Origin of the sequence: Nocardioides glacieisoli, assembly GCF_004137245.1 — a bacterium.
Lineage (GTDB): Bacteria > Actinomycetota > Actinomycetes > Propionibacteriales > Nocardioidaceae > Nocardioides > Nocardioides glacieisoli.
Window position 1 is genome coordinate 92,795 of sequence record NZ_SDWS01000005.1, and the last position, 20,691, is coordinate 113,485.

The window sequence follows — 20,691 nt, forward strand, 5'->3', positions numbered from 1 at the left end:
TACATGTCCCGTGCATTCGAGTCCCTCACCGTCGGCCGCTGGCAGCTCCCGCAGCGCTTCGTCATGGCACCGCTGACGCGCAACCGCGCCGGTGCCGGCCACGCGCCGACGTCCCTCAACGCCGAGTACTACGGCCAGCGCGCCTCGGCCGGCCTCATCGTCACCGAGGGCATCGCGCCGACCCAGGTGGGCCAGGGCTACCTCGACGTGCCCGGCCTCTACACCGACGAGCAGGTCGCCGGCTGGCGCCTCGTGGCCGACGCCGTGCACGCCCGTGACGGCATCGTCGTCGCCCAGCTGATGCACGCCGGCCGGATCGCCCACGCCGACAACAAGGACGGCGTCGAGACCGTCGCCCCGAGCGCCGTGCAGGCGCCCGGCGAGATGGTCACCGCCGACGGCGGCCAGCCCCACGACGTACCGCGCGCGGTCGAGACCGACGAGGTCGCCGGCCTCGTCGCGGACTTCGTCGCCGCCGCCCGCAACGCGGTCGCCGCGGGTCTCGACGGTGTCGAGGTCCACTCCGCCAACGGCTACCTGCTGCACCAGTTCCTCGACCCGACGGTGAACCTGCGCGACGACGACTACGGAGGTACGCCGGAGAACCGGGCGCGCTTCGTCGTCGAGGTCGTCACCGCCGTCGCCGAGGCGATCGGCGCCGACCGGGTCGGTCTGCGGCTGAGCCCCGGTCACCAGTTCAACGGCGTCGGCGAGGAGGTCGACGCCGACCTCACCGCCACCTACCGCGCGGTCGTCGACGGGGTCGCCCCGCTCGGCCTGGCCTACCTGAGCCTGCTGGCCAGCCCGCTCGAGCCGCTCGAGACGCTGGTGCGCGACCTGCGCGAGCGGTTCGACGGCGTCGTCCTGCTCAACGACGGCTTCGGTGACGTGACCACGCTGGACTCGGTCGAGCAGCTCCTCGCCACCGGTCTCGCCGACGCGGTCGTCGTGGGGCGCCAGTTCCTCGCCAACCCCGACCTGGCCGAGCGCTGGCGCCGGGGTGCCGAGCTCAACGAGCCCGACCAGTCGACGTTCTACGGCGGCGGCGCCGAGGGCTACACCGACTACCCGACGCTCGAGCAGGCCTCCTGACCCGCTCGCAGCACCCCTGATCGTCCGGCCGTCCCTCTCCCCCGTGGGGCGGCCGGACCTATTTCCGGACTACGCGGCAGGTGCCGCCGTACGCCGGGCCGCGACCACGCCGAGCACCCCGATCGCGACGGCGATGGCGTACACCACCGGGAACGGGTCGACGTCGGAGCGCACGGCGACGGCGTACGCGATCCCGCTGATCGAGAGCGCGAGGGCCGCGCCGAGTGAGTCGGCGACCGAGAGCGCGGAGGAGTTGAAGCCGCGGTCGGCGTCGGTCGTGACGGAGAGCATCGCGACGCTCGTGCGGGGGTAGGCGAAGCCCATTCCCACGCTGGCGAAGACGTAGGCCGCGACCGGGGCAACCGCCGGCAGGTCGACACCCCGGGAGCGGAGCAGGACGACGACCGCGACACCGGCGACGCCCGCCAGCACCACCGCCGTGCCGAACCTCATCGCCGCGACGTTGCCGACCTGGGCGCCCAGGCGCGAGGACACCTGGCTGGACGCCGCCCACACCACGCCGACGCAGGTGAGGGCGATGCCGGCCTGGCCGGGGGAGAGGCCCCAGAGCTCCTGGAGGGCATACACGATGTAGGCCTCGGCGCAGAAGAAGGCCGCGCTGAGCAGGCCGCGGGTGACGATGACGGCGGGCAGTCCGCGGCGCGCGAGCAGGGCGCCGGCCGGCAGCAGCGGCCGCAGCCCCACGATGACGAGGACGAACGCCACCGCCGCCGCGACGAGGGTCAGCCCGCGCCCGGAGCCGAGGAGCTCGAGCGACAGGACGGCGACGGCCGCCAGGAGCGCCCACCAGAGCTGCGTACGCGAGGTGGTGGTCGGCGACTCCGGCGCGGGCAGTGCGCGGAGCGACGGGGCGACGAGGACGGCGGCCAGGGCGACCAGGGCCACCATGCCGAGGAAGACCCAGCGCCAGCCCACCGTGTCGGCGACGAGGGCGGCCACGGCCGGGCCGAAGAGCGCCGGCAGCACCCACGCAGCCGCGAACGAGGCGAAGACCGCCGTGCGCAGGGTGGCGGGGTAGATCAGGCCGACGACGACGTAGATCGCGACCACCATCGCGCCGCTGCCCAGGCCCTGGAGCACCCGTCCGACGACGAGGACCTCCATCGACGCCGCGGTGCCGCACACGACGAGCCCGAGGGAGAACATCGCCATCGAGGCGAACAGCGGGCGCAGCGCACCACTGCGGTCGGTCCACATCCCCGACGCCACCATGCCGACGACGCCGCTCGCGAAGGGTGCCGCGAAGGCGAGCGCGTAGTAGTCGAAGCCGTCGAGGTCGCGGGCCACCGTCGGCATCACGGTCGTCACCGCCATCGCCTCGAAGGCGGCGAAGGCGATGAGGGAGAAGAGGCCGATCGTCGTCACGGCGTAGGCCGGGGAGAGGATCCGCTCGCGCGGCTCGGTGGTGTCGGTGCCGCTGGTCACCCTGTCGACGGTAGGTCCTCAGGTGCACGTGAGCCCAAACCCTGGGCACTGTCGGAATAACCCCCGACGTCCGGACGCTGCACCGACAGTGACTGCCCTCTCCGTGCTCGACCTCGTGACCGTCCGCAGCGACCAGACCACCGGTGACGCCCTCGCCGCGTCCCGCAGGCTCGCACAGGTCGCCGACGAGCTGGGCTACCGCCGCTACTGGGTGGCCGAGCACCACAACATGCCCGCCGTCGCGTCGACCAACCCGCCGGTGATCATCGCGATGCTCGCCGCCGCGACGCAGCGGATCAAGGTCGGCTCGGGCGGTGTGATGCTGCCCAACCACGCGCCGCTGGTGGTCGCCGAGCAGTTCGCCCTGCTGGAGGCGGCCTTCCCGGGCCGGATCGACCTCGGCATCGGCCGCGCGCCCGGCACCGACCCGCTGACGAGGTACGTCCTCCGCGGCGGCAGTGCCGAGTCGGCGGACGACGCGGTCAGCAAGTTCCCGGAGTACGTCGATGACATCCGCACGCTGATGTCGACCGACGGCGTCGAGCTCCAGATCGGGCCGCGGCGCCAGCCGTTGCGCGCGACCCCGGCCGCCACGTCGGTGGCCACGATGTGGCTGCTCGGCTCGTCGGACTACTCCGCCCGCCTGGCCGCCGAGAAGGGACTGCCGTACGTCTTCGCGCACCACTTCTCGGGCGAGGGGACGGGCACCGCGCTCGACCTCTACCGGTCGTCGTACCGTCCCTCACCCGAGCACCCCGAGCCGCGCACCTTCCTCACAGTCAACGCCGTCGTCGCCGCGACCGAGGAGGAGGCGCGTCGCCGCGCGCTGCCCAACGTGCAGCAGATGATCGCGCTGCGCACCGGCGCCCCGCTGCACCCGCAGCGGACCGTCGAGGAGGCCGAGGCCGTCGAGATGACCCCCGACCAGCGCGCGTTCGGCGAGGCGATGTCGAAGCGGTGGGTGGTCGGCTCGGCCGACCAGGCGCGCGAACAGCTCGACAAGCTCGCTGCGGAGTACGACGTCGACGAGGTGATGGTGCACCCGGTGGCCGGCGCCAGCGCGGGCACCGACGTGACGACCTCACCCGCTCGCGAGGAGACGCTCCGCCTGCTGGCCCCCTGAGGCCTAGTGACGCTCCTCGAGGCCGACGGCCTCGCGGAGGTCCTCGATGGCCTCCCGCAGCTCGTGGCTGTCCTCGGTGAGCTGGGCCTCCATGAGCGCGGCGAGCGCCTCGGCGAGGACGTTGAGCTTCTCCTGCATCGCCTCGGTGTTGCGGCGCCCGGCGTTCTCGAGGAGGACGAGCAGCAGCAGCGACAGCACGCCACCGAAGGTGTGGATCGCCAGCTCCCACTTGGTCGTGCTCGGCCACAGCGAGTAGCTCGCCGCCCAGACGACCACGACCGCGACGACCACCGCGAAGAACGGCGCCCGGCTGATCAGCTTCGTCGAGACCTCGACGAACTTCTCGAACGGGTCGAGCCCGTCGTTCTTCTCGCGGCTCTCGGCCGCGTCCGTGCGCTCCTGGGTCATTCCCGGAATCTAGCGGTGTCAGGGCCCGAGTAGGGTGCGATCCATGACCCAGTGGGAATACCAGGTGGCGCCGATTCCGCTCCACAACGAAGCGCTCATGCTCAACAACTTCGGCCAGGACGGCTGGGAGCTGGTGGCCATCCACACCAACGCCCAGGGTGGCCTCGTCGCCTTCCTCAAGAAGCAGAAGGCCTGACGTGGGCGCTGAGGCAAGGCTCGCCGAGCTCGGCATCACCGTCCCCGACGTCGTCCCGCCGGTCGCGGCCTACCAGCCCACCGCGCGCAGCGGGAACCTCGTCTTCACCGCCGGCCAGCTGCCCGCCCGCGACGGCGAGATGATCGCGGTCGGCAAGCTCGGCGGCGAGGTCACCGAGGAACAGGGCTACGAGTGCGCGCGCCAGTGCGCCCTCAACGCGCTCGCCGCGGTCAAGGCCGAGATCGGCTCGCTCGATGACGTGAAGCGCGTCGTCAAGGTGGTCGTCTTCGTCGCCTCGACGCCCGACTTCACCGGCCAGCCCAAGGTCGCCAACGGCGCGTCCGAGCTGCTCGGCGAGGTCTTCGGCGACGCCGGCAAGCACGCCCGCTCGGCCGTGGGTGTCGCCGTGCTGCCGCTCGACGTGCCCGTCGAGGTCGAGATCACCGTCGAGGTCTGAGGCTTGGAACGCCTGCCTCTTCCCGAGGCGCTCGTCGCGCAGGCCAGGTCGTACGCCGAGGGCGGGGCGACGCCTGCCGAGCCGCGCGACGCGGCGACGGTGGTCCTCCTGCGCCCCGGGGCGTCCGGCCCCGAGGTCTACCTCCTGCGGCGCCAGACGTCGATGGCCTTCGCCGGCGGGATGTGCGTCTTCCCCGGGGGCGGCGTCGACCCGCGCGACTACTCCGACGACCTCGTCGAGCGCGGTCTCTGGGCAGGTCCGTCGCCGGCGGAGTGGGCGACGCTGCTCGGTGTCGACGAGCCGCGGGCGCGTGCGCTGGTGTGCGCCGCGGTGCGCGAGACGTTCGAGGAGTCGAGCGTCCTGCTCGCGGGGACCGGAGCCGACGACGTCGTCGCCGACACGACCGGCGACGACTGGGAGGCCGACCGGGTCGCCCTCGAGTCGCGCGAGCTGTCGATGACGGCCTTCCTCGAGAAGCGGTCGCTGGTGCTGCGCACCGACCTCCTCGGTCCGTGGTCGGGCTGGCTGACGCCGGTCTTCGAGCCGCGTCGCTACCGCACGTGGTTCTTCGTCGCGCGACTGCCGGAGGGCCAGGTCACCCGCGACGTCTCGTCGGAGTCGTCGGCCGTGCAGTGGACCGCGGCGTTGGACGCCGTCGAGCAGGTCGAGCGGGAGCAGATGATGATGCTGCCGCCGACCTGGCTGACCTGCCTCGACGTCGGCCAGCACGCCGACGTCGACGCCGTCCTCGCCGAGGCGCAGGGCCGTCACGTGGAGATCTTCACGCCGGAGGTCGTCGCCGACGGCGACGAGTGGATCCTCTCCACGCCGCCGCACTACTCCGCGCTGATGGCTGCCAGATGACGTGGACGGGGGGCGCGTTCGGGTCGACCGGCCAGTGCGTGCTCGCGCCGAACGCCGGCATCATGACCCTCGACGGCACCAACACCTGGGTGCTGCGCGTGCCCGGCTCGCCGCGGTCCGTCGTCGTCGACCCCGGTCCCTTGATCGGCTCCCACCTCGACGCGATCGACGCCGCCGCTGGCGACGTGGCCGTCGTCCTGCTGACCCACCACCACGCCGACCACAGCGAGGCCGCCCGGGAGTACGCCGAGCGGCACGGGTGCGGCGTACGAGCCCTCGATCCGGCACATCGCCTCGGCTCCGAGGGACTGGGCGAGGGCGACGTGGTCTCCGTCGGCGGGCTCGAGGTGCACGTCGTCGCGACGCCGGGGCACACCTCCGACTCGTTGTCCTTCGTGGTCCCGCAGGACCGCGCGGTCCTGACCGGCGACACCGTCCTCGGCCGCGGCACGACCGTCGTCGCGCACCCCGACGGCGAGCTGGGGGCGTACCTCTCCTCCCTCCAGCGACTGCACGCGCTCTGCGGCGAGCAGGGCATCACGACGGTCTGGCCCGGGCACGGGCCGGTCATCGACGACGCCCTCGGCGCCATCGACGTCTACCTCGCCCACCGCGAGCAGCGGCTGGAACAGGTGCGTGCCGCGCTCGCGACGCTGCCGGAGCAGGACGACCCGGCGCGCGCGGTGGTGGAGATCGTGTACGCCGACGTCGACCCGGTGCTCTGGGGTGCGGCCGAGCTCTCGGTGCGCGCCCAGCTGGCCTACCTCACCTCCCGGTAGTCCCGCTCCCACAGCAGGCTGCCGAAGGCGATGACCAGCGCGACGTTGACCGGCACCGCCACCACAGCGATGTTGCCGATGTGCGCGATCGGCCACGCGATGATCGCCGCGAGCACGAGGACCGCCTGCCACCGGTGGCCGAGCCGGTCGAGCGCCCACGCGACGAGGGCGAAGGACAGCGGGAAGAACAGGCCGAGCGGCTTGATCAGGTTCGCTGCGCCCGGCTGGTCGACCAGCGACACGTCGCCGAGCGAGAGGTGGATGGCGTCGAAGCCGTAGGCCGCGTTGCCGACCGCGCCGATGACGCCGGTCAGGATGATCGCGGCGGTCAGGCGGAGGCCGCGGGGCAGCCACGACGCGATCGCCAGGACGACGAACCCGTAGCCGATGGCGGCGAGCACGTGCAGCAGCCCGGCGGTGGCGTCGTCCCAGCCGCGGACGGCGTACGTCGTGTCGGCGGCGAGGTAGAGCAGCGGGGCCACGGCGAGCGAGCCGTCGAGCAACCGGTCGGTGGGGGTCGGGGCGGTGGTGACGCCGGTGTCGGCGTGGAGGGTGGTCATGGGCCCACGCTCGCCGCGGCGACACGTGGCGCGGTACGGGGCTGACCCTGGAGCCGGGTTCCAGGGACAACCCTGTGCCGGCGGAGCCCGCGCGGTGCCACGATGGCGGCATGAGCAGCACGCCTCGTCTCCCGCGCGGCCTCGTGCCGCTGCTCGTCGTCAGCGGGTGCGTGCTGCTGGTGTCGTGGGGCCTGGCCGAGGGCGTCTGGTTGAGCAACCTGCACAACGGGCTGCTGGGGCTCTCGTTCTCCCTCGTCGGCGCCTACGTCCTCCTCCAGCGCCGCGACCACCCGGTCGGCCGGCTCATGCTCGCTGCGGGGGCCGTGGCGGCGGTGATGTTCTGGGGCCGCCAGCTCGGTCACACCGGGGGTGACCGGTGGGCCGCGTGGCTGGGCGTGTGGCCGATCGCGACCAGCATCGGCCTGGTCACCCTGGCAGTCCTCACGTTCCCCGACGGCCGCTTGCCGTCGCCACGGTGGCGTCCGGTCGTCGCGGTGGTCGTCGCCCTCGCGGTCGTGTGCTCCACGCTGTCCCTGCTGTGGCCGGTGGAGTACGACTCGGCCGGGATCGCCGTCGCCCACCCCCTCACGAGCTCGACGCCCACGTGGGTGGACGCGGTGTGGTCCGCGCTCGCGCATCCGGCGTACACCGCCTTCCAGCTGCTCTGGCCGGTCGCGATCTGGGCCCGCTGGCGCAGCGCCTCGGGGTGGGTACGACGCCAGCTCGCGTGGCTGCTGCTCGCCGCCGCCGGTGCCGCGCTGGTGCTGGTCACGGGGCTGGTCGGGTGGGGGACGCCGACGCCCGGCCTCATCGCGGTGACGACGGTCCCGGTGGCCGCCGGGCTCGCGGTGGTGCACGGGCGGCATGCGGCGGCCTACGCCGCGCTCACCTGGATGTCGCGCCGGGGCCCGGAGCAGGACGACCTGCCGACCGACCTCGCCCGGGCGACGTCGGAGGCGCTCGGGGCGCCGGTGGTGCTGTGGCTGGGGTCTGAGACGTCGCTGCGACCGGTCGGCGTCTGGCCGCCGACACCGGACGACCCGGCTCCACTCACCGAGCTCCCGCCGACCTCGCGACGGATCGCTCTCGACGACGACCGCGTCGGAGCGCTCACGGTGGACCGTGCCGAGGTGACGCCCGCGGAGGGGCGGATCCTCGACGACCTCGCCGCGCAGGCGGCGCTCGTCCTGCAGCACCTGACGCTCGGCGAGCTGGTCGAGCAGGAGCGGCTCGCCGGCCACCTCGAGGGCCTGACCCCGCGGGAGCGCGAGGTCCTCGGGCTGATGGCCGAGGGGCTCTCCAACTCCGCCATCTGCGAGCGGCTGCACCTGTCGGTGAAGACCGTCGAGCCGGTGGTGGGGTCGGTGTTCGCCAAGCTGCGGCTGCACCAGCAGCCCGACACCAACCGCCGGGTGCTGGCGGTACTGGCGTACCTCCGCTCGGACGACGTACGCGTCGAGCAGCCCTGAGGGGTCGTGCGCGCGCGTGCCGGAGTACTCCAGTGGGAACTTGCTGTCCGCTCCGGGTAGTCCAGTGGGAACTTGTTGTCTTTCGGGCTCCCGGAGGACGGAAACCCACTGGACTACCCCAGCAACCGGCGCCAGAGCCAGCGCACTGCCATCAGTACGGCGATCGCTGCCGCCACACCGAGGCCGATGATCCACGAGATGTCGCGCTCCGGCGGTGCCGGGAAGTCGTACGTCAGCTGTTGCGACGACGTGTCGTCGAGGTCGGGGAGGAGGTCGACCGCGACGCTGAGCGGCTGGTGGGTCACCTCGCGCGCCACGACGCGGTATGTCCACTGCTGCTCGGGCGTGTTGGGCGCGGTGAAGAGCGCGAGGTGGGAGCCCTCGACGTACGAGCCCTCCGGCGCGTCCACCTGAGCCAGCACGAGGGTGTCGGTGGCCCAGCCCAGGGGGCGTACGGCGGCGCCGTCGGGATAGAGGTCGGTGGCGAGCGGTCGCTCCTCGAAGCGTGACGACGTCAGGAAGTCGGCCGCCGGGAAGGGCTCGCTCGTGGAGAGGGCGAAGGTGTTCCCCGTCGGCGAGGAGACGGCGCCGTCGATGCGTTCGTAGGGGTTGCCGCCCCACGCAAGCTGGTTGCCGTCGATGTCAGCCGATCGTGGGGTACCGCCGACGGGCCACTGCTGGGGAGGACCCTCGTCGAAGGTGACGGTCCCGTCGTCGTCGATCGCGGTCCACACGATGTCGGCCTGGCTTCCGTAGGTCTCCGTCTCGCCCGACCCGACAGGGATCCGACCGACGGTCGCGCCCCCGGACCAGGTGAGCCACTGCGAGCCGGACGCCCACGACACCTGCTGCGCCGTCAGGAAGTCACCGTCCGCGCCGGCGGTCGCGTGGACGGTCTCCTCGCCGGTGACGAGGTCGACGATGGCAAGTCCCCTGCCCGGGAGCCCGGGTGCGACCTCGCCGTCGACGGTCCACGCGAGCCGTGACCCGTCGGGACTCAGCGCAACCAGCTCGCCGTCCCAGTCCGGGAGCTCGAGGGCGTGGTAGCTCCCGTCGGCGGCCGTCACCACGATCGCCTGTCCGCCGCTGGACGCAAACGCAACCGACGCCCGGCCGACAGCGAGGTCGCTCTCGGGCTCGAGATCGGCGGGGTCGACGATCCGGCTCGGGATCGCACCGCCCTCGACGACCTCACCCGACGCCGTACGCGCCTCGCGGTCGTCGCTGCCGAGGAGGACCGCGCTCCAGGTGACGGAGGCGATGATCGCGACCACAGCCGCGACGACGAGCGCCTGGCCGCGGCGGCGGGCGGCCACCCCGCGCTGCCAGAGGTCGTCGTTGACGGGCAGGGGGTCGACCGCGTCGGCCACGCGGTGGAGGGAGGTGCGGAGGTCGGTCATGCGGGGTCCCTGCGGCGTTGTTGGGAGGAGCGAAGCGGGGGACAAGAACGTCGTGGGGTGCTCATGCGTCTGCTCCGATCAGCTCGGCCAGCTCGGGCGCGAGGGTCCGCAGCCGGGCCAGCGACTGGCGGGTCGTCGACTTCACGGTGCTGGTCGAGAGCCCGAGCGCGCGTGCCGTCTCGACCTCGGTGAGATCCTCGTAGAAGCGCAGCACCAGCACGGTGCGCTGCTTGGGCGTCAACCGGGCGAGTGCCTGGTCGAGCGTGAGCCGCAGGTCGGTGTCGGGCGGCGGGACCGCGCCGTCGTACGACTCGAGCGGGGACTCCGCGATCTTGCGGCGGCGCCACCACGAGATGTTCTGATGGTACATCGCCCGCCGGACGTAGGCCTCCGGCGACGTGTGGATCCGGCGCCAGTGCCTCACCGCCTGGACGAGCGCGGCCTGCACGAGGTCCTGGGCGAGGTGGTGGTCGCCGGTCAGGAGGTACGCCGTGCGCGACAGCGCCGCGCTGCGTGCGGCGACGAACTCGTCGAAGCCGGTCTCGTCCGATGTGGTCACGGTGCCCCCCTTCACGATGTACGACGCGTGCGCAGGCCGCGTCGGGTGGCACCGAGGGCAGGAATTCTAGGCGCGCTTCTGCATCATCCGGATGAAGGCGAGGCCGGCGAGCAACGCCAGCAACGCACCAGCGATGAGCGGACCGCGGTCGCCGTCCGACGAGTCCTCCGACGCGGCGACGGTGAAGTCGCGGGTGAGCTGCTGGTCCGGATCGCCGGTGAGGTCGGGGATCAGGTCCACCGCGAAGCTGGTCGCCTCCGGTGGCAGCCGCGGCAGGAACTCGCGGTAGGTCCACTCCGACTCGGGTCGGTCGGGCGAGGTGAGGAGGGCCAGCCGCGGCCGCTCCACGACGTCGCTCGGCGGCGGGTCGATGATCGCCACGAGCGTGTCCTCGTCGGCCCACCCGACGGGGGTGACGACCGCGCCGTCGGGGTGGAGGTCGGCCGGCAGTGCGCGGTCGACGGGGATCCCTGCCTCCCTGCCGCCAGGCTCGGGGGCCCGCTCGAACGGTGCCGCGGCGACCTCCTCGCCCGAGTCCAGCGCGACCACGTCGAAGCTGGGCGAAGGGATGCCGCGCGCGCCGAAGCGCTCGACGTCGATGTCTTCCGTCGAGCCGGTCGTGTCGATCCAGGCCGCGACCCGCGCACCCTTCTCGCCCCACCCGTTCCACCGCAGCCGCGCCGAGTCGGGTGCCCACGTCATCGACGTGACCGAGGCACTCTCCGAGGTGCCTGCTACGTCGGTGATCTCGCCGGTGCGCAGGTCGGCGATCCGGATGCTGTCGTGTTCGAGGTCCTTGCCGGACCACCATGCGAGCCGGTAGCCATCGGGTGAGAGGGCGAGGACATCCGCCAGCTCACCGAACTGGTGGTAGCGGCCGTCCTCGGCGTCGACCAGCACGAAGCCGTTGCCACCGAGGGCGACGGACGCCCGGCCGATCGCGAAGTCCGTCTCGAAGTCCGCCCCGAAGTCGGCGTCGCGCAGGTCGACCCGGCTCGGCAGCGCCCCGCCCGGCACGTCGGCAGGCGCGACGGACTGGCGGTCGGGTCGGACGGCGATCGCGCCGACCCCGACGACGATCGCGACGACGGCCAGCACCGCGGCCCCGCGGGCCACGCGGGAGTTGCGCCGCGCGCGCCGACCGCGGTCCCACGCGGCCGCGTCGGGGGAGAAGGGCTGGGTCTCGGCGAGGGCGGCGAGCTCCTCGCGCAGGTCCGTGCGTGAAGGACTGGTCATGTGTCTGCTCCCACCAGGTCGGCGAGCTCGGGGGCCAGCGCGCGCAGTCGCCGCAGGGCGTCGCGCGACATGGACTTGACCGCGCCGCTGGAGATGCCCAGCTCGGCGGCCGTCTGGACCTCGGTGAGGTCCTCGAAGTAGCGCAGCACCAGCACGGTGCGCTGACGTGGCGTGAGCCGGCGCAGCGCCTGCTCCAGGGTCAGCCGGATCGTCGGGTCGGCCGCCGGCACCGGGGCGTCGTACGACTCGAGCGGGGTCTCGACGAGCTTGCGGCGTCGCCACCAGGAGATGTTCTGGTGGTACATCGTGCGGCGCACGTAGGCCTCGGGCGAGGTCTCGATGCGCTCCCAGTGCTTGGCCGCCTGCACGAGCGCGGCCTGCACGAGGTCCTCGGCGAGGTGGTGGTCACCGGTGAGGAGGTACGCCGTCCGCGCAAGGGCAGGACCGCGTGCGCGGACGAACGCGTCGAACCCGGATCGATCGGTCATCGGACCCCCTTCACCCCGTCAGACGCACGGATGCGCCGGCTCGGGGGTCAGGTGGGGCGGAAGAACTTCAGCGGGCGCGGCGCGAGAGCCGCTCGAGGTCCATGATCACGACGGAGCGGGGCTCCAGGCGCAGCCAGCCGCGCGAGGCGAAGTCGGCGAGCGCCTTGTTGACCGTCTCGCGGGAGGCGCCGACCAGCTGGGCGAGCTCCTCCTGGGTGAGGTCGTGGTGGACGTGGACGCCGTCGTCGGCCGTGCGGCCGAAGCGGTCGGCGAGGTCGAGGAGCGCCTTGGCCACACGGCCCGGGACGTCGGAGAAGACCAGGTCGGCCACGACGTCGTTGGACTTGCGCAGCCGCGAGGCGAGCTGGGAGAGCAGGCCGCGGGCGACCTGCGGGCGGCCCTCGAGCCAGCGGAGCAGGTCGTCGTGCGACAGCGAGCCGAAGGTCGCGTCGGTGACGGCGGTGACGGTCGCCGAGCGCGGGCCGGGGTCGAAGAGCGAGAGCTCGCCGAACATCTGGCCGGGGCCCATGATCGCCAGCAGGTTCTCGCGGCCGTCGGAGGAGGACCGGCCCAGCTTCACCTTGCCCTCGGTGACGATGTAGAGCTTGTCGCCGGAGTCGCCCTCGTGGAAGAGGACGTCACCGCGCCGCAGCGTCGTCTCGGCCATCGAGTTGCCGAGAGCGGTCGCCGCCTCGTCGTCGAGCGAGCTGAACAGCGGTGCCTGCCGAAGCACGTCGTTGTCCACGTCATTCCTCCAAGTCGTCGGACCCGCTGGGTCGGGATGATCCTAGCCGTGCTCCACCTCACAGGTGCGAGTCCGCCCACACCTCAGGGGTGAGCGGGCCGCGTGGGACTGTCGGCGGCGGACCGTACGCTGGGGGCCGTGCCCGCCCCCAGGTCCACTCAGAAGGTCGCCAAGGCCGAGACCGCCAAGCCCGACACGACGCTCGTGCGGCGGGCCCGCCGGATGGACCGGATCCTCGCCGAGACCTACCCCGACGCGACCGCCGAGCTCGACTTCACCAACGCCTTCGAGTGCCTCGTCGTCACCGTCGTCTCGGCGCAGACCACCGACCGCCGGGTCAACGCGGCGAGCCCGGCGCTCTTCGCGGCGTACCCGACTCCCGAGGCGATGGCCGCCGCGCCCCGCGAGCACCTCGAGCAGCTGCTCGGCCCGCTCGGCTTCTTCCGCGCCAAGACCGACTCGGTGCTCAAGCTCAGCCAGGCCCTCGTCGAGCAGCACGACGGCCAGGTGCCGGCGAAGCTCGACGAGCTGGTGAAGCTCCCCGGAGTCGGGCGCAAGACCGCCAACGTCGTGCTCGGCAACGCCTTCGGCCTGCCCGGGATCACCGTCGACACCCACTTCGGCCGGCTGGCGCGCCGCTTCGGCTGGACCGAGGAGACCGACCCGGTCAAGGTCGAGCACGCCGTCGCCGCGCTCTTCCCCAAGCGGGACTGGACGATGCTGTCGCACCACCTCATCTGGCACGGCCGCCGCCGCTGCCACGCCACGAAGCCCGCCTGCGGGGCCTGCCCGCTCGCGAAGCTGTGCCCGTCCTTCGGCGCCGGTCCGACCGACCCGATCGAGGCGGAGAAGCTCGTCACCACCCAGGGTCCCGCGTGAGGAAGGCCTTCGTCGCGCTCCTGCTGGCCGCCTGCGTCGCCGTCGGCGCCCTCGCCTGGTCGTCGATGAGCCCTGACGGCATCGTCGTCCGCCCCCCGGACGTCGAGGTCGACACCCCTGCATTGCGCGCGGCCAAGGCGGAGATGGGCATGGAGGACTGCACGCCCGGCACGGGCGAGGCCGTCGAGGGCGGACTGCCCGAGGTGACGCTCCCGTGCCTCGGCGGCGGTCCCGACGTCGACCTGTCCTCGCTGCGCGGACCGATGGTGATCAACCTCTGGCAGGCCGGCTGCGTGCCGTGCGAGAAGGAGATGCCGGTCCTGGAGGAGTTCCACCAGCAGTACGCCGACCGGGTGGCGCTCGTCGGCGTGGACTTCAACGACGTCCACCCGGTGAGCGCGCTCGAGCTGGCGGCGCGCACCGGTGCGACCTACCCCTCGATCGCCGACCCCGGCGGCGACCTGATGACCGAGGACGCCTTCGCCATCGGCCGGCGCGGGCTGCCGGCGTTCGTCTTCGTGGACGCCGACGGCGTGGTCGTCGGGCAGGACTCCGGCGGCGTCGACTCGCTCGCCGAGGTCGAGGACCTGGTCGCCGAGCACCTCGGGATCGCCCTGTGACCGCGGTGAACGCCCTCCCCGGCTGGCTCGGGCCGGTGGTCGAGGCCGCCTCGACGATCACCGTCCACGAGCTCACCCGCTTCATGCCGCCGGAGGACAGCGACCCGCGACGCGGTGCGGTGCTGATGGTGTTCGCCGACCGCGAGGGGGCGCCCGAGGCCCCCGACGACCTCGCCCACCGTGGCGAGCTGCTGCTCACCGAGCGCGCCCACCACATGCGGTCCCACCCGGGCCAGGTGTCCTTCCCGGGCGGCGGGCTCGACGACGGCGAGACCCCCGAGCAGGCGGCGCTGCGCGAGGCGTACGAGGAGATCGGCCTCGACCCCGCAGAGGTCGAGGTCTTCGGCGAGCTGCCCGAGCTGTGGCTGCCGCCGAGCAACTTCGCCGTCACGCCGATCCTGGGCTACTGGCACCGCCAGGGCCAGGGTCACGTGCGCATCGCGAGCCCGGACGAGGTCCACGAGATCCACCGCGTCGCGATCGCCGACCTGCTCGACCCGGAGAACCGGATCAACGTCCGCCACCCGAGCGGCTGGACGGGTCCGGGCTTCCTGATCGGGCCCGAACGTGACGTGATCCTGTGGGGCTTCACGGCCGGGATCATCGCGCGGCTCTTCTCCTACCTCGGGTGGAGCGAGGACTGGGACCGGGCGCGGGTGCGTGACCTGCCGGACCACATGCTGCAGGGTGTGCCGAGAGGCACCGACCTCGCAGACAATCCAGCGCAGAACACCCGGCTCGAGGAGTAGGCAGTGAACGTCCTCGACTGGTGCCTGCTCGCACTGGTGGGCGTCTATGCCCTCTCGGGCTACTGGCAGGGCTTCATCACCGGGGCGTTCGCGACCGCGGGGCTGCTGCTCGGCGGCCTGCTCGGCATCTGGGCGGCGCCCCTCGCGCTCGGCGACGCCGCGCCGTCGCTGTGGGTCTCGCTGGGCGCGCTCTTCATCGTGATCGCCGCCGCGTCGCTGGGCCAGGCGCTGTTCCAGTACGCCGGCTCGCGCATCCGCGCACGCATCACCTGGCAGCCGATCCGGGCCGTCGACGCGGTCGGTGGGTCGGCCCTCAGCGCGGTCGCGGTGCTGCTCGTCGCGTGGGCCCTCGGCGTCGCGGTCTCCGGCACGCGCATCGGCGGGATCACGCCCCTCGTGCGCGACTCCCTCGTCCTCGCCAAGGTCAACGAGACGCTCCCGGCCGACTCCAGCCGGGTGCTGCAGGCCTTCAACAACGTCGTCGGCACCACGTTCTTCCCGCGCTACCTCGAGCCGTTCGCGCCCGAGCGGATCGTCGCGGTCAAGCCCGGTGACAGGCGGATGCTGACCGACCCCGACGTGGTCGTCGCCCAGTCGAGCGTGGTCAAGGTCCGCGGCACCAACGGGTGCGGCGGAGGTGTCGAGGGCACCGGATTCTTCTACGCGCCCGGCCGGCTGATGACCAACGCCCACGTCGTCGCCGGCGTCACCCGGCCCGAGGTCGAGGTGGCCGGCTCGACGGTCGTCGCGTCGGTCGTGCTCTACGACGCCGACCTCGACATCGCCGTGCTGGCGCTTCCCGACACCGGCGTGCCGCACCTCAGGCTCGACACCGAGGCCGGCCCCGGCGACAACGTCGCGGTGCTGGGCTACCCCGAGGACGGGCCCTACGACGTCGAGGTCGGCCGGATCCGCTCGCAGCAGCGGCTGCGCTCACCCGACATCTACGGCGAGGGCACGGTCATCCGGCAGGTCTACTCGCTGCGCGCGCTCATCCGCCCCGGCAACTCGGGAGGCCCGATCGTCACCTCCGGCGGGGACGTCGCCGGACTGGTCTTCGCCGCGTCGGTGAGCGACCAGGACACCGGCTACGCGCTGACGGCCGAGCAGGTCAGCGAGTCGGCCGCCCGGGGGCTCACCCGGGACACGCCCGTCGACACGGGCACCTGCGTGCGCTGAGCGTCGTACTGCTCCCTTGTCGAGCGGTGGTGGAGCCACAGTCGAGTTCGCCGAAAGGTGGGTGGACCACCGCCCACCGGCGTGTCGGCCCTGGACACGCCGGACAGCGGTGGTGGAGCCACAGTCGAGTTCGCCGAAAGGTGGGTGGACCACCGCTCAGCGGAGGGAGGAGCGGGTCAGCCCTTGCCCTTGAGGGCCTGGGGGATCTGCTTGCCCTGCCTGATCGCCTTCTCCGGCGCCTTGACCTTCTTGACCTGCTTGAGGCCGATGAAGGCGAGGAGCCCGGCGATCAGGAGGTAGAGAGCGAAGACGATGAGGAACGCCCAGTGGAGGTCGAGGCCGCTGCCGTTCCAGTGGATGAAGTAGGCCAGCGCGACCGACAGCATGATGATGGCGAGCAGGCCCAGGAAGGCCGCTCCGGCGAAGAGCCCGATGCCGACCCCGCCGTGCTTGACGCTGACCTTGAGCTCGCTCTTGGCGAGCTCGATCTCCTTGGAGATGAGGGTCGAGATGTCGCGCTGGGCGTCCATGACGAGCTTGCCGAGCGTCGGATCGGAGTCCTTGACGATTTCTCGAGCCTGGTTCGGTTCGATGGCCATGCGGAGCGATCCTTCGGTGTACGCCGGGGGTGTGCTGACGGTCGCGACCCTACCAACGGGCCCGGGGCCACCCTTCCTCCGTCTAGACTGAGGAACAAGGTGAGCCGGGAAGTCTGGTCGGCCCGCGGCGTGCAGTCGCGGTCATGCGTTACCCCGTCGACCTCCAAAGGATGCGCCTGCCCATGGCATCGACCCCGCCCCATCGTCCGTCCGACGACCTCTGGCGCACCGGTCCGGTCTACAGCGAGAGCGACCGACCGCTGGCACGGCTGGTCGCGCGACCGGTGCGCGAGTTCCTCCGGGTGGAGGCGGCCGGCTCGCTGCTGCTGCTCCTCGCCGCGGCCGTAGCACTCGTGTGGGCCAACAGCCCGTGGGCGTCGTCGTACGACGCCTTGTGGCACACGCACCTCGTCCTCGACGTCGGGCCGCTGCGCCTCGACGAGTCGCTGCAGGAGTGGGTCAACGACGCCCTGATGGTGATCTTCTTCTTCGTCGTCGGGCTGGAGATCAAGTACGAGCTGGTCAACGGTGACCTGCGCGACCCGAAGACCGCAGCCCTGCCGATCGTCGCCGCGATCGGCGGGATGGTCGTCCCGGCCGGCCTCTACCTCGCACTCAACCCGCCCGGGAGCGACGGCAACGCCGGGTGGGGGATCCCGATGGCGACCGACATCGCCTTCGCCGTCGGCGTGCTCGGCATCCTCGGGCGCCGCATCCCGTCCGCGGCGCGGCTCTTCCTGCTGACGCTCGCGATCGTCGACGACATCGGGGCGATCCTGGTGATCGCGGTGTTCTACACGAGCGACCTCTCCCTGGGCTGGCTGGCGATCTCGCTGGGGCTGCTCGCCGCGATGGTGGTGGCACGGCTGCTGCGCGTGTGGACGGTCGTCGTCTACGCCGTGCTCGGCGTCGGGGTCTGGTTCGCCCTGCTCGAGTCGGGCGTGCACGCCACGCTCGCCGGTGTCGCGATCGGCCTGCTCGCCCCGGCGACCCCGCTGCTCGAGGAGAAGGTCGCCCGGCAGCACGCGCGCGAGGCGCTGCGCGACAACCAGCTCGACCCCGACGAGCTCGCCCGTCTGCGGTTCCTGCTCAAGGAGTCGGTCTCCGTCGTCGAGCGGCTGGTGAGCACGCTGCACCCGCTCTCGGCGTACGTCGTGCTCCCGGTCTTCGCCCTCGCCAACGCCGGCGTCGAGCTCGGCGCGATCGGCAAGGTCTTCACCGAGCCCGTCGGGATCGGCATCGTGCTGGGCCTGGTGGTCGGCAAGCCGATCGGCATCTTCGCCGTGTCCTACCTGGCCGTACGCCTCGGGCTCGGCCGGCTGCCCGACCGGACCACGTGGCCCATGGTCCTCGGCCTCGGCGCCGTCGGCGGGATCGGCTTCACCGTCTCGATCTTCATCGCCGGCCTGTCGTTCCCGGGCGCGGACCTGCTGACGGAGGAGGCGAAGATCGCGATCCTGCTGGCCTCGCTGTTCGCGGCGGTCATCGGCGTCCTCGTGCTCCTCGCCGCGACGCGCGGTGCGAGCGTCGAGAGCCCCGAGGAGCAGCTGGAATCGAGCTGAGTGGGTACGGACCGCCCATGGCACTCGTGAACAGCAATGGTTTCGCCCACGTCCGACTGACCGTCACCGACATCGCCCGGTCCAAGGAGTTCTACGACCGGCTCTTCGGCTGGCCGGCTGCGATCGACAACTCGGACCGGGCCGGCGAGCCCGGCGTGCGTGAGTCGGCGGAGGAGTTCTACGGCGGCACGGTCTACCAGACCCCGCAGGGCACGCTCTTCGGCCTCCGGCCGGTCGGGTCGCAGGGGTTCGACGCCGACGCGACCGGGCTCGACCACGTCAGCTTCGCGGTCGACTCCCGCGACGACCTCGAGTCGGCGCTGACCGCGCTCGACGAGGCCGGCATCGAGCACGGCGAGATCATGGACTTCCCGGACGCCGGGATGGCCATCCTGTCGATCCAGGACCCCGACGACATCAACATCGAGCTGACCGCCCCCCTGTCCTGACCGGGCTGGGTCAGGCGGGGAGGATCACCCGGAAGCGGCAACCCGCTGCTGCGGGGACGTTCTCGACCGCGACCTGCCCGTGGTGGGCCTCGACGATCCCCTTGACGATGGCGAGGCCGAGCCCGGCGCGGGAGGTGTGGACGTCCTGCACCTCGGGCTCCTCCGGCGTACGTGACGAGGTGCCGCGGTAGCCGACGTCGAAGACGCGTTCGCGGGCGTCGTCGGCGATGCCGCCGCAACCGTCGGTGACGGCGAGCTCGACACCGCCGTCGACCGGCTGGGCGAGCACGTGCACGGTGCCGTCGGCGGGCGTGTGGCGGATGGCGTTGACGATGAGGTTGGCGAGGACGCGTGAGAGACCGCTGGGGTCCGCGTCGACCTGCAGGCCGTGGGGCACCTCGCCACCGAGCCGTACGCCGCGGGCGCGGGCCACCGGGTCGGCCGCGGCGAGTGCCTCGCTGACCAGGTCGCCGAGCAGGACGGCCTGCGGCTGCACGACGAGCTGGCCGGCGTGGATGCGGGAGAGCTCGAAGAGGTCGTCGACCATCACGACCATCCGGTCCACCTCGCCGCGGATCTGGCGGTGGTAGCGCTGGGGGTCGGTCGCGATGCCGTCCTCGAGCGCCTCGGCCATCACCCGGATCCCGGCGAGCGGCGTGCGGAGGTCGTGGGACACCCAGGAGACGAGCTCGCGCCGCGAGTCCTCGAGCCGCTGCTCGCGCTCACGCGCCTCGGCGAGGCGCTGGTTCGCGGACGCGAGGTCGGCGGCGAGGGCCTGGAACTCGGTGGGCCCGCGGCGCTCGGCCACGATGCTGCCGCCCGCGCCCACCCGGCGTACGTCCTCGCGCAGCGACTGCGACCACCGCACGAGGGCGGCGGCGAGCGCCAGCGCGACGGCCAGCGACACGACCGCGGCCGCAGTGGTGACGATGAGCACGACGGAACGGTCGTGGTCGGAGATCAGCATCCGTCGCGAGATCGCCTGGGTGCCGAGCAGGACGGTGAAGGTGGTGACGACGGCGACGACCGCGAGCTGCCAGCGCAGCGACCGGTGGCGCAGGGCCCAGCCGGCCAGGAGGCCGAGCAGGCCGACGGCGAGGCCGCTGACGATCGCGACGAACCAGATCTCGGCGAGATCGCTCATGGCGTGGCCTCCCACCGGTAGCCGACGCCCCAGACCGTGAGCAGCCGCACCGGGTTGGTGGGGTCGGGCTCGACCTTCTCGCGCAGCCGCCGGACGTGGACGGTCACGGTCGACTGGTCGCCGAACGACCAGCCCCACACCTGCTGGAGCAGGTCGTCGCGGGAGAACGCGATGCCCGGCCGGGAGACGAGGAAGGCCAGCAGGTCGAACTCGCGCGTGGTCAGCGCCGCCTGCTGCCCGTCCTTGGTCACCAGCCGCCGGGCCCGGTCGACGACGAGGTCGCCGTCGATCAGGACGGTGGGCGCGTCCGTGTCGGCGGTGGTCGACGAGCGTCGCAGGATCGAGTCGACCCGCAGCACCAGCTCGCGCGGGCTGAAGGGCTTGGTGACGTAGTCGTCCGCACCGATCTCCAGGCCGACGACGCGGTCCTGCTCGCTGCCGAGGGCGGTGAGCAGCACGATCGGCACGTCGGAGGTGACCCGCAGGCGGCGGCACACCTCGAGCCCGTCGAGGCCGGGCATCATCACGTCGAGCACGACCAGGTCGGCGCGCTCCTCGCGCACGGCGTCGAGGGCGCCGGGGCCGTCGGTCGCCTCGCGGACCTCGTGGCCGGCGGCGCGGAGGTAGTCCACGACGACCTCGCGCACGGTCGGGTCGTCGTCGACGACCAGCACCTTCGCCACCGCGC

The 20,691-nt window shown here is 72.4% G+C and carries 24 protein-coding genes; 13 read left to right on the forward strand and 11 right to left on the reverse strand.

Annotation, left to right across the window (positions count from 1 at the left end; translation table 11 throughout):
* Positions 1-3: 3 nt before the first annotated feature.
* Positions 4-1,092: an alkene reductase gene (locus EUA06_RS12035; protein ID WP_129475905.1), complete on the forward strand. Its 1,089-nt coding sequence runs from the start codon at positions 4-6 to the stop codon at positions 1,090-1,092.
* Positions 1,093-1,161: 69 nt separating this feature from the next.
* Here the strand turns inward: EUA06_RS12035 and EUA06_RS12040 are convergent, their stop codons facing one another.
* Positions 1,162-2,538 carry an MFS transporter gene (locus tag EUA06_RS12040; RefSeq protein WP_129475907.1) on the reverse strand — a complete coding sequence of 459 codons (1,377 nt, stop codon included), beginning with the start codon at positions 2,536-2,538 and terminating at the stop codon, positions 1,162-1,164.
* An 88-nt stretch (positions 2,539-2,626) separates the two neighbouring features.
* On the opposite strand from EUA06_RS12040, the gene EUA06_RS12045 reads away from it, so the two are divergent.
* Positions 2,627-3,661: an LLM class flavin-dependent oxidoreductase gene (locus EUA06_RS12045; RefSeq protein ID WP_129475909.1), complete on the forward strand. Its 1,035-nt coding sequence runs from the start codon at positions 2,627-2,629 to the stop codon at positions 3,659-3,661.
* Positions 3,662-3,664: 3 nt separating this feature from the next.
* On the opposite strand, the gene EUA06_RS12050 is transcribed toward EUA06_RS12045, so the two are convergent.
* Complete coding sequence (locus tag EUA06_RS12050; protein ID WP_129475911.1) at positions 3,665-4,069, reverse strand: low affinity iron permease family protein; 405 nt, start codon at positions 4,067-4,069, stop codon at positions 3,665-3,667.
* Between the two features lie 43 nt (positions 4,070-4,112).
* On the opposite strand from EUA06_RS12050, the gene sp36 reads away from it, so the two are divergent.
* The 4 genes from sp36 to EUA06_RS12065 are packed head-to-tail and all read left to right on the forward strand — an operon-like array spanning position 4,113 to position 6,365.
* Entirely contained in the window at positions 4,113-4,265 is a 153-nt protein-coding gene (gene sp36 / locus EUA06_RS22455; RefSeq protein ID WP_165354369.1) for a Sp36 family protein, read from the forward strand.
* A gap of 1 nt (position 4,266) precedes the next feature.
* A complete protein-coding gene (locus tag EUA06_RS12055; protein WP_129475913.1) occupies positions 4,267-4,722 on the forward strand; it encodes a RidA family protein in 456 nt (151 codons plus the stop codon).
* A gap of 3 nt (positions 4,723-4,725) precedes the next feature.
* Complete coding sequence (locus EUA06_RS12060; protein WP_129475915.1) at positions 4,726-5,586, forward strand: NUDIX hydrolase; 861 nt, start codon at positions 4,726-4,728, stop codon at positions 5,584-5,586.
* A complete protein-coding gene (locus EUA06_RS12065; RefSeq protein WP_129475917.1) occupies positions 5,583-6,365 on the forward strand; it encodes an MBL fold metallo-hydrolase in 783 nt (260 codons plus the stop codon). The genes EUA06_RS12060 and EUA06_RS12065 overlap by 4 nt, the downstream gene beginning before the upstream one ends.
* Here the strand turns inward: EUA06_RS12065 and EUA06_RS12070 are convergent.
* The gene (locus EUA06_RS12070; protein WP_129475919.1) at positions 6,347-6,925 is read right to left on the reverse strand and encodes a hypothetical protein; all 579 of its coding nucleotides are present in this window, start codon (positions 6,923-6,925) and stop codon (positions 6,347-6,349) included. The genes EUA06_RS12065 and EUA06_RS12070 overlap by 19 nt on opposite strands.
* 110 nt (positions 6,926-7,035) lie before the next feature.
* On the opposite strand from EUA06_RS12070, the gene EUA06_RS23015 reads away from it, so the two are divergent.
* Positions 7,036-8,394, forward strand: coding sequence for a response regulator transcription factor (locus EUA06_RS23015; protein WP_242498113.1), 1,359 nt, complete (start codon positions 7,036-7,038; stop codon positions 8,392-8,394).
* 113 nt (positions 8,395-8,507) lie between these two features.
* On the opposite strand, the gene EUA06_RS12080 is transcribed toward EUA06_RS23015, so the two are convergent.
* The 5 genes from EUA06_RS12080 to EUA06_RS12100 form a co-directional block, all read right to left on the reverse strand.
* Positions 8,508-9,794: a hypothetical protein gene (locus tag EUA06_RS12080; RefSeq protein ID WP_129475921.1), complete on the reverse strand. Its 1,287-nt coding sequence runs from the start codon at positions 9,792-9,794 to the stop codon at positions 8,508-8,510.
* 61 nt (positions 9,795-9,855) lie between these two features.
* On the reverse strand, positions 9,856-10,353 hold the full coding sequence (locus EUA06_RS12085; protein WP_129475922.1) for a SigE family RNA polymerase sigma factor: 498 nt from the start codon (positions 10,351-10,353) through the stop codon (positions 9,856-9,858).
* 66 nt (positions 10,354-10,419) lie between these two features.
* Entirely contained in the window at positions 10,420-11,589 is a 1,170-nt protein-coding gene (locus EUA06_RS12090; RefSeq protein WP_129475924.1) for a hypothetical protein, read from the reverse strand.
* Positions 11,586-12,077 carry a SigE family RNA polymerase sigma factor gene (locus tag EUA06_RS12095; protein ID WP_129475926.1) on the reverse strand — a complete coding sequence of 164 codons (492 nt, stop codon included), beginning with the start codon at positions 12,075-12,077 and terminating at the stop codon, positions 11,586-11,588. The genes EUA06_RS12090 and EUA06_RS12095 overlap by 4 nt, the downstream gene beginning before the upstream one ends.
* A 67-nt stretch (positions 12,078-12,144) precedes the next feature.
* Entirely contained in the window at positions 12,145-12,822 is a 678-nt protein-coding gene (locus EUA06_RS12100) for a Crp/Fnr family transcriptional regulator (RefSeq protein WP_129475928.1), read from the reverse strand.
* A 222-nt stretch (positions 12,823-13,044) separates the two neighbouring features.
* Here EUA06_RS12100 and nth point away from each other — a divergent pair, with 222 nt between their 5' ends.
* Genes nth through EUA06_RS12120 form a run of 4 tightly spaced genes read left to right on the forward strand, consistent with a single transcriptional unit; the run spans position 13,045 to position 16,249 of the window.
* Positions 13,045-13,701, forward strand: coding sequence for an endonuclease III (nth, locus tag EUA06_RS12105; protein WP_129476537.1), 657 nt, complete (start codon positions 13,045-13,047; stop codon positions 13,699-13,701).
* Positions 13,698-14,321 carry a TlpA family protein disulfide reductase gene (locus EUA06_RS12110; RefSeq protein ID WP_129475930.1) on the forward strand — a complete coding sequence of 208 codons (624 nt, stop codon included), beginning with the start codon at positions 13,698-13,700 and terminating at the stop codon, positions 14,319-14,321. Before nth ends, EUA06_RS12110 begins: the two co-directional genes overlap by 4 nt.
* Entirely contained in the window at positions 14,318-15,070 is a 753-nt protein-coding gene (locus EUA06_RS12115; protein WP_242498114.1) for an NUDIX hydrolase, read from the forward strand. The genes EUA06_RS12110 and EUA06_RS12115 overlap by 4 nt, the downstream gene beginning before the upstream one ends.
* A 3-nt stretch (positions 15,071-15,073) precedes the next feature.
* Positions 15,074-16,249: a MarP family serine protease gene (locus EUA06_RS12120; protein ID WP_129475932.1), complete on the forward strand. Its 1,176-nt coding sequence runs from the start codon at positions 15,074-15,076 to the stop codon at positions 16,247-16,249.
* Positions 16,250-16,425: 176 nt separating this feature from the next.
* On the opposite strand, the gene EUA06_RS12125 is transcribed toward EUA06_RS12120, so the two are convergent.
* Positions 16,426-16,848, reverse strand: coding sequence for a phage holin family protein (locus EUA06_RS12125; protein ID WP_129475934.1), 423 nt, complete (start codon positions 16,846-16,848; stop codon positions 16,426-16,428).
* Positions 16,849-17,030: 182 nt separating this feature from the next.
* Between EUA06_RS12125 and nhaA the strand changes: the two genes are divergently transcribed.
* Positions 17,031-18,410: a Na+/H+ antiporter NhaA gene (gene nhaA / locus EUA06_RS12130; RefSeq protein WP_165354370.1), complete on the forward strand. Its 1,380-nt coding sequence runs from the start codon at positions 17,031-17,033 to the stop codon at positions 18,408-18,410.
* Between the two features lie 17 nt (positions 18,411-18,427).
* Complete coding sequence (locus EUA06_RS12135) at positions 18,428-18,859, forward strand: VOC family protein (protein ID WP_129475938.1); 432 nt, start codon at positions 18,428-18,430, stop codon at positions 18,857-18,859.
* Positions 18,860-18,869: 10 nt separating this feature from the next.
* On the opposite strand, the gene EUA06_RS12140 is transcribed toward EUA06_RS12135, so the two are convergent.
* A complete protein-coding gene (locus EUA06_RS12140; RefSeq protein WP_129475940.1) occupies positions 18,870-20,003 on the reverse strand; it encodes a sensor histidine kinase in 1,134 nt (377 codons plus the stop codon).
* Positions 20,000-20,686: a response regulator transcription factor gene (locus EUA06_RS12145; protein WP_129475942.1), complete on the reverse strand. Its 687-nt coding sequence runs from the start codon at positions 20,684-20,686 to the stop codon at positions 20,000-20,002. Before EUA06_RS12145 ends, EUA06_RS12140 begins: the two co-directional genes overlap by 4 nt.
* Positions 20,687-20,691: the final 5 nt, after the last annotated feature.

What these genes read in the sequence shown, in the direction of transcription:
- EUA06_RS12095 (WP_129475926.1), bottom strand. Translation starts at nt 12,077, where the DNA reads ATGACCGATCGATCCGGGTTCGACGCGTTCGTCCGCGCACGCGGTCCT.
- EUA06_RS12090 (WP_129475924.1), bottom strand. Translation starts at nt 11,589, where the DNA reads ATGACCAGTCCTTCACGCACGGACCTGCGCGAGGAGCTCGCCGCCCTC.
- EUA06_RS12140 (WP_129475940.1), bottom strand. Translation starts at nt 20,003, where the DNA reads ATGAGCGATCTCGCCGAGATCTGGTTCGTCGCGATCGTCAGCGGCCTC.
- EUA06_RS12125 (WP_129475934.1), bottom strand. Translation starts at nt 16,848, where the DNA reads ATGGCCATCGAACCGAACCAGGCTCGAGAAATCGTCAAGGACTCCGAT.
- sp36 (WP_165354369.1), top strand. Translation starts at nt 4,113, where the DNA reads ATGACCCAGTGGGAATACCAGGTGGCGCCGATTCCGCTCCACAACGAA.
- EUA06_RS12080 (WP_129475921.1), bottom strand. Translation starts at nt 9,794, where the DNA reads ATGACCGACCTCCGCACCTCCCTCCACCGCGTGGCCGACGCGGTCGAC.
- EUA06_RS12135 (WP_129475938.1), top strand. Translation starts at nt 18,428, where the DNA reads ATGGCACTCGTGAACAGCAATGGTTTCGCCCACGTCCGACTGACCGTC.
- EUA06_RS12065 (WP_129475917.1), top strand. Translation starts at nt 5,583, where the DNA reads ATGACGTGGACGGGGGGCGCGTTCGGGTCGACCGGCCAGTGCGTGCTC.
- EUA06_RS12035 (WP_129475905.1), top strand. Translation starts at nt 4, where the DNA reads ATGTCCCGTGCATTCGAGTCCCTCACCGTCGGCCGCTGGCAGCTCCCG.
- nth (WP_129476537.1), top strand. Translation starts at nt 13,045, where the DNA reads ATGGACCGGATCCTCGCCGAGACCTACCCCGACGCGACCGCCGAGCTC.
- EUA06_RS12070 (WP_129475919.1), bottom strand. Translation starts at nt 6,925, where the DNA reads ATGACCACCCTCCACGCCGACACCGGCGTCACCACCGCCCCGACCCCC.
- EUA06_RS12050 (WP_129475911.1), bottom strand. Translation starts at nt 4,069, where the DNA reads ATGACCCAGGAGCGCACGGACGCGGCCGAGAGCCGCGAGAAGAACGAC.
- nhaA (WP_165354370.1), top strand. Translation starts at nt 17,031, where the DNA reads ATGGCATCGACCCCGCCCCATCGTCCGTCCGACGACCTCTGGCGCACC.
- EUA06_RS23015 (WP_242498113.1), top strand. Translation starts at nt 7,036, where the DNA reads ATGAGCAGCACGCCTCGTCTCCCGCGCGGCCTCGTGCCGCTGCTCGTC.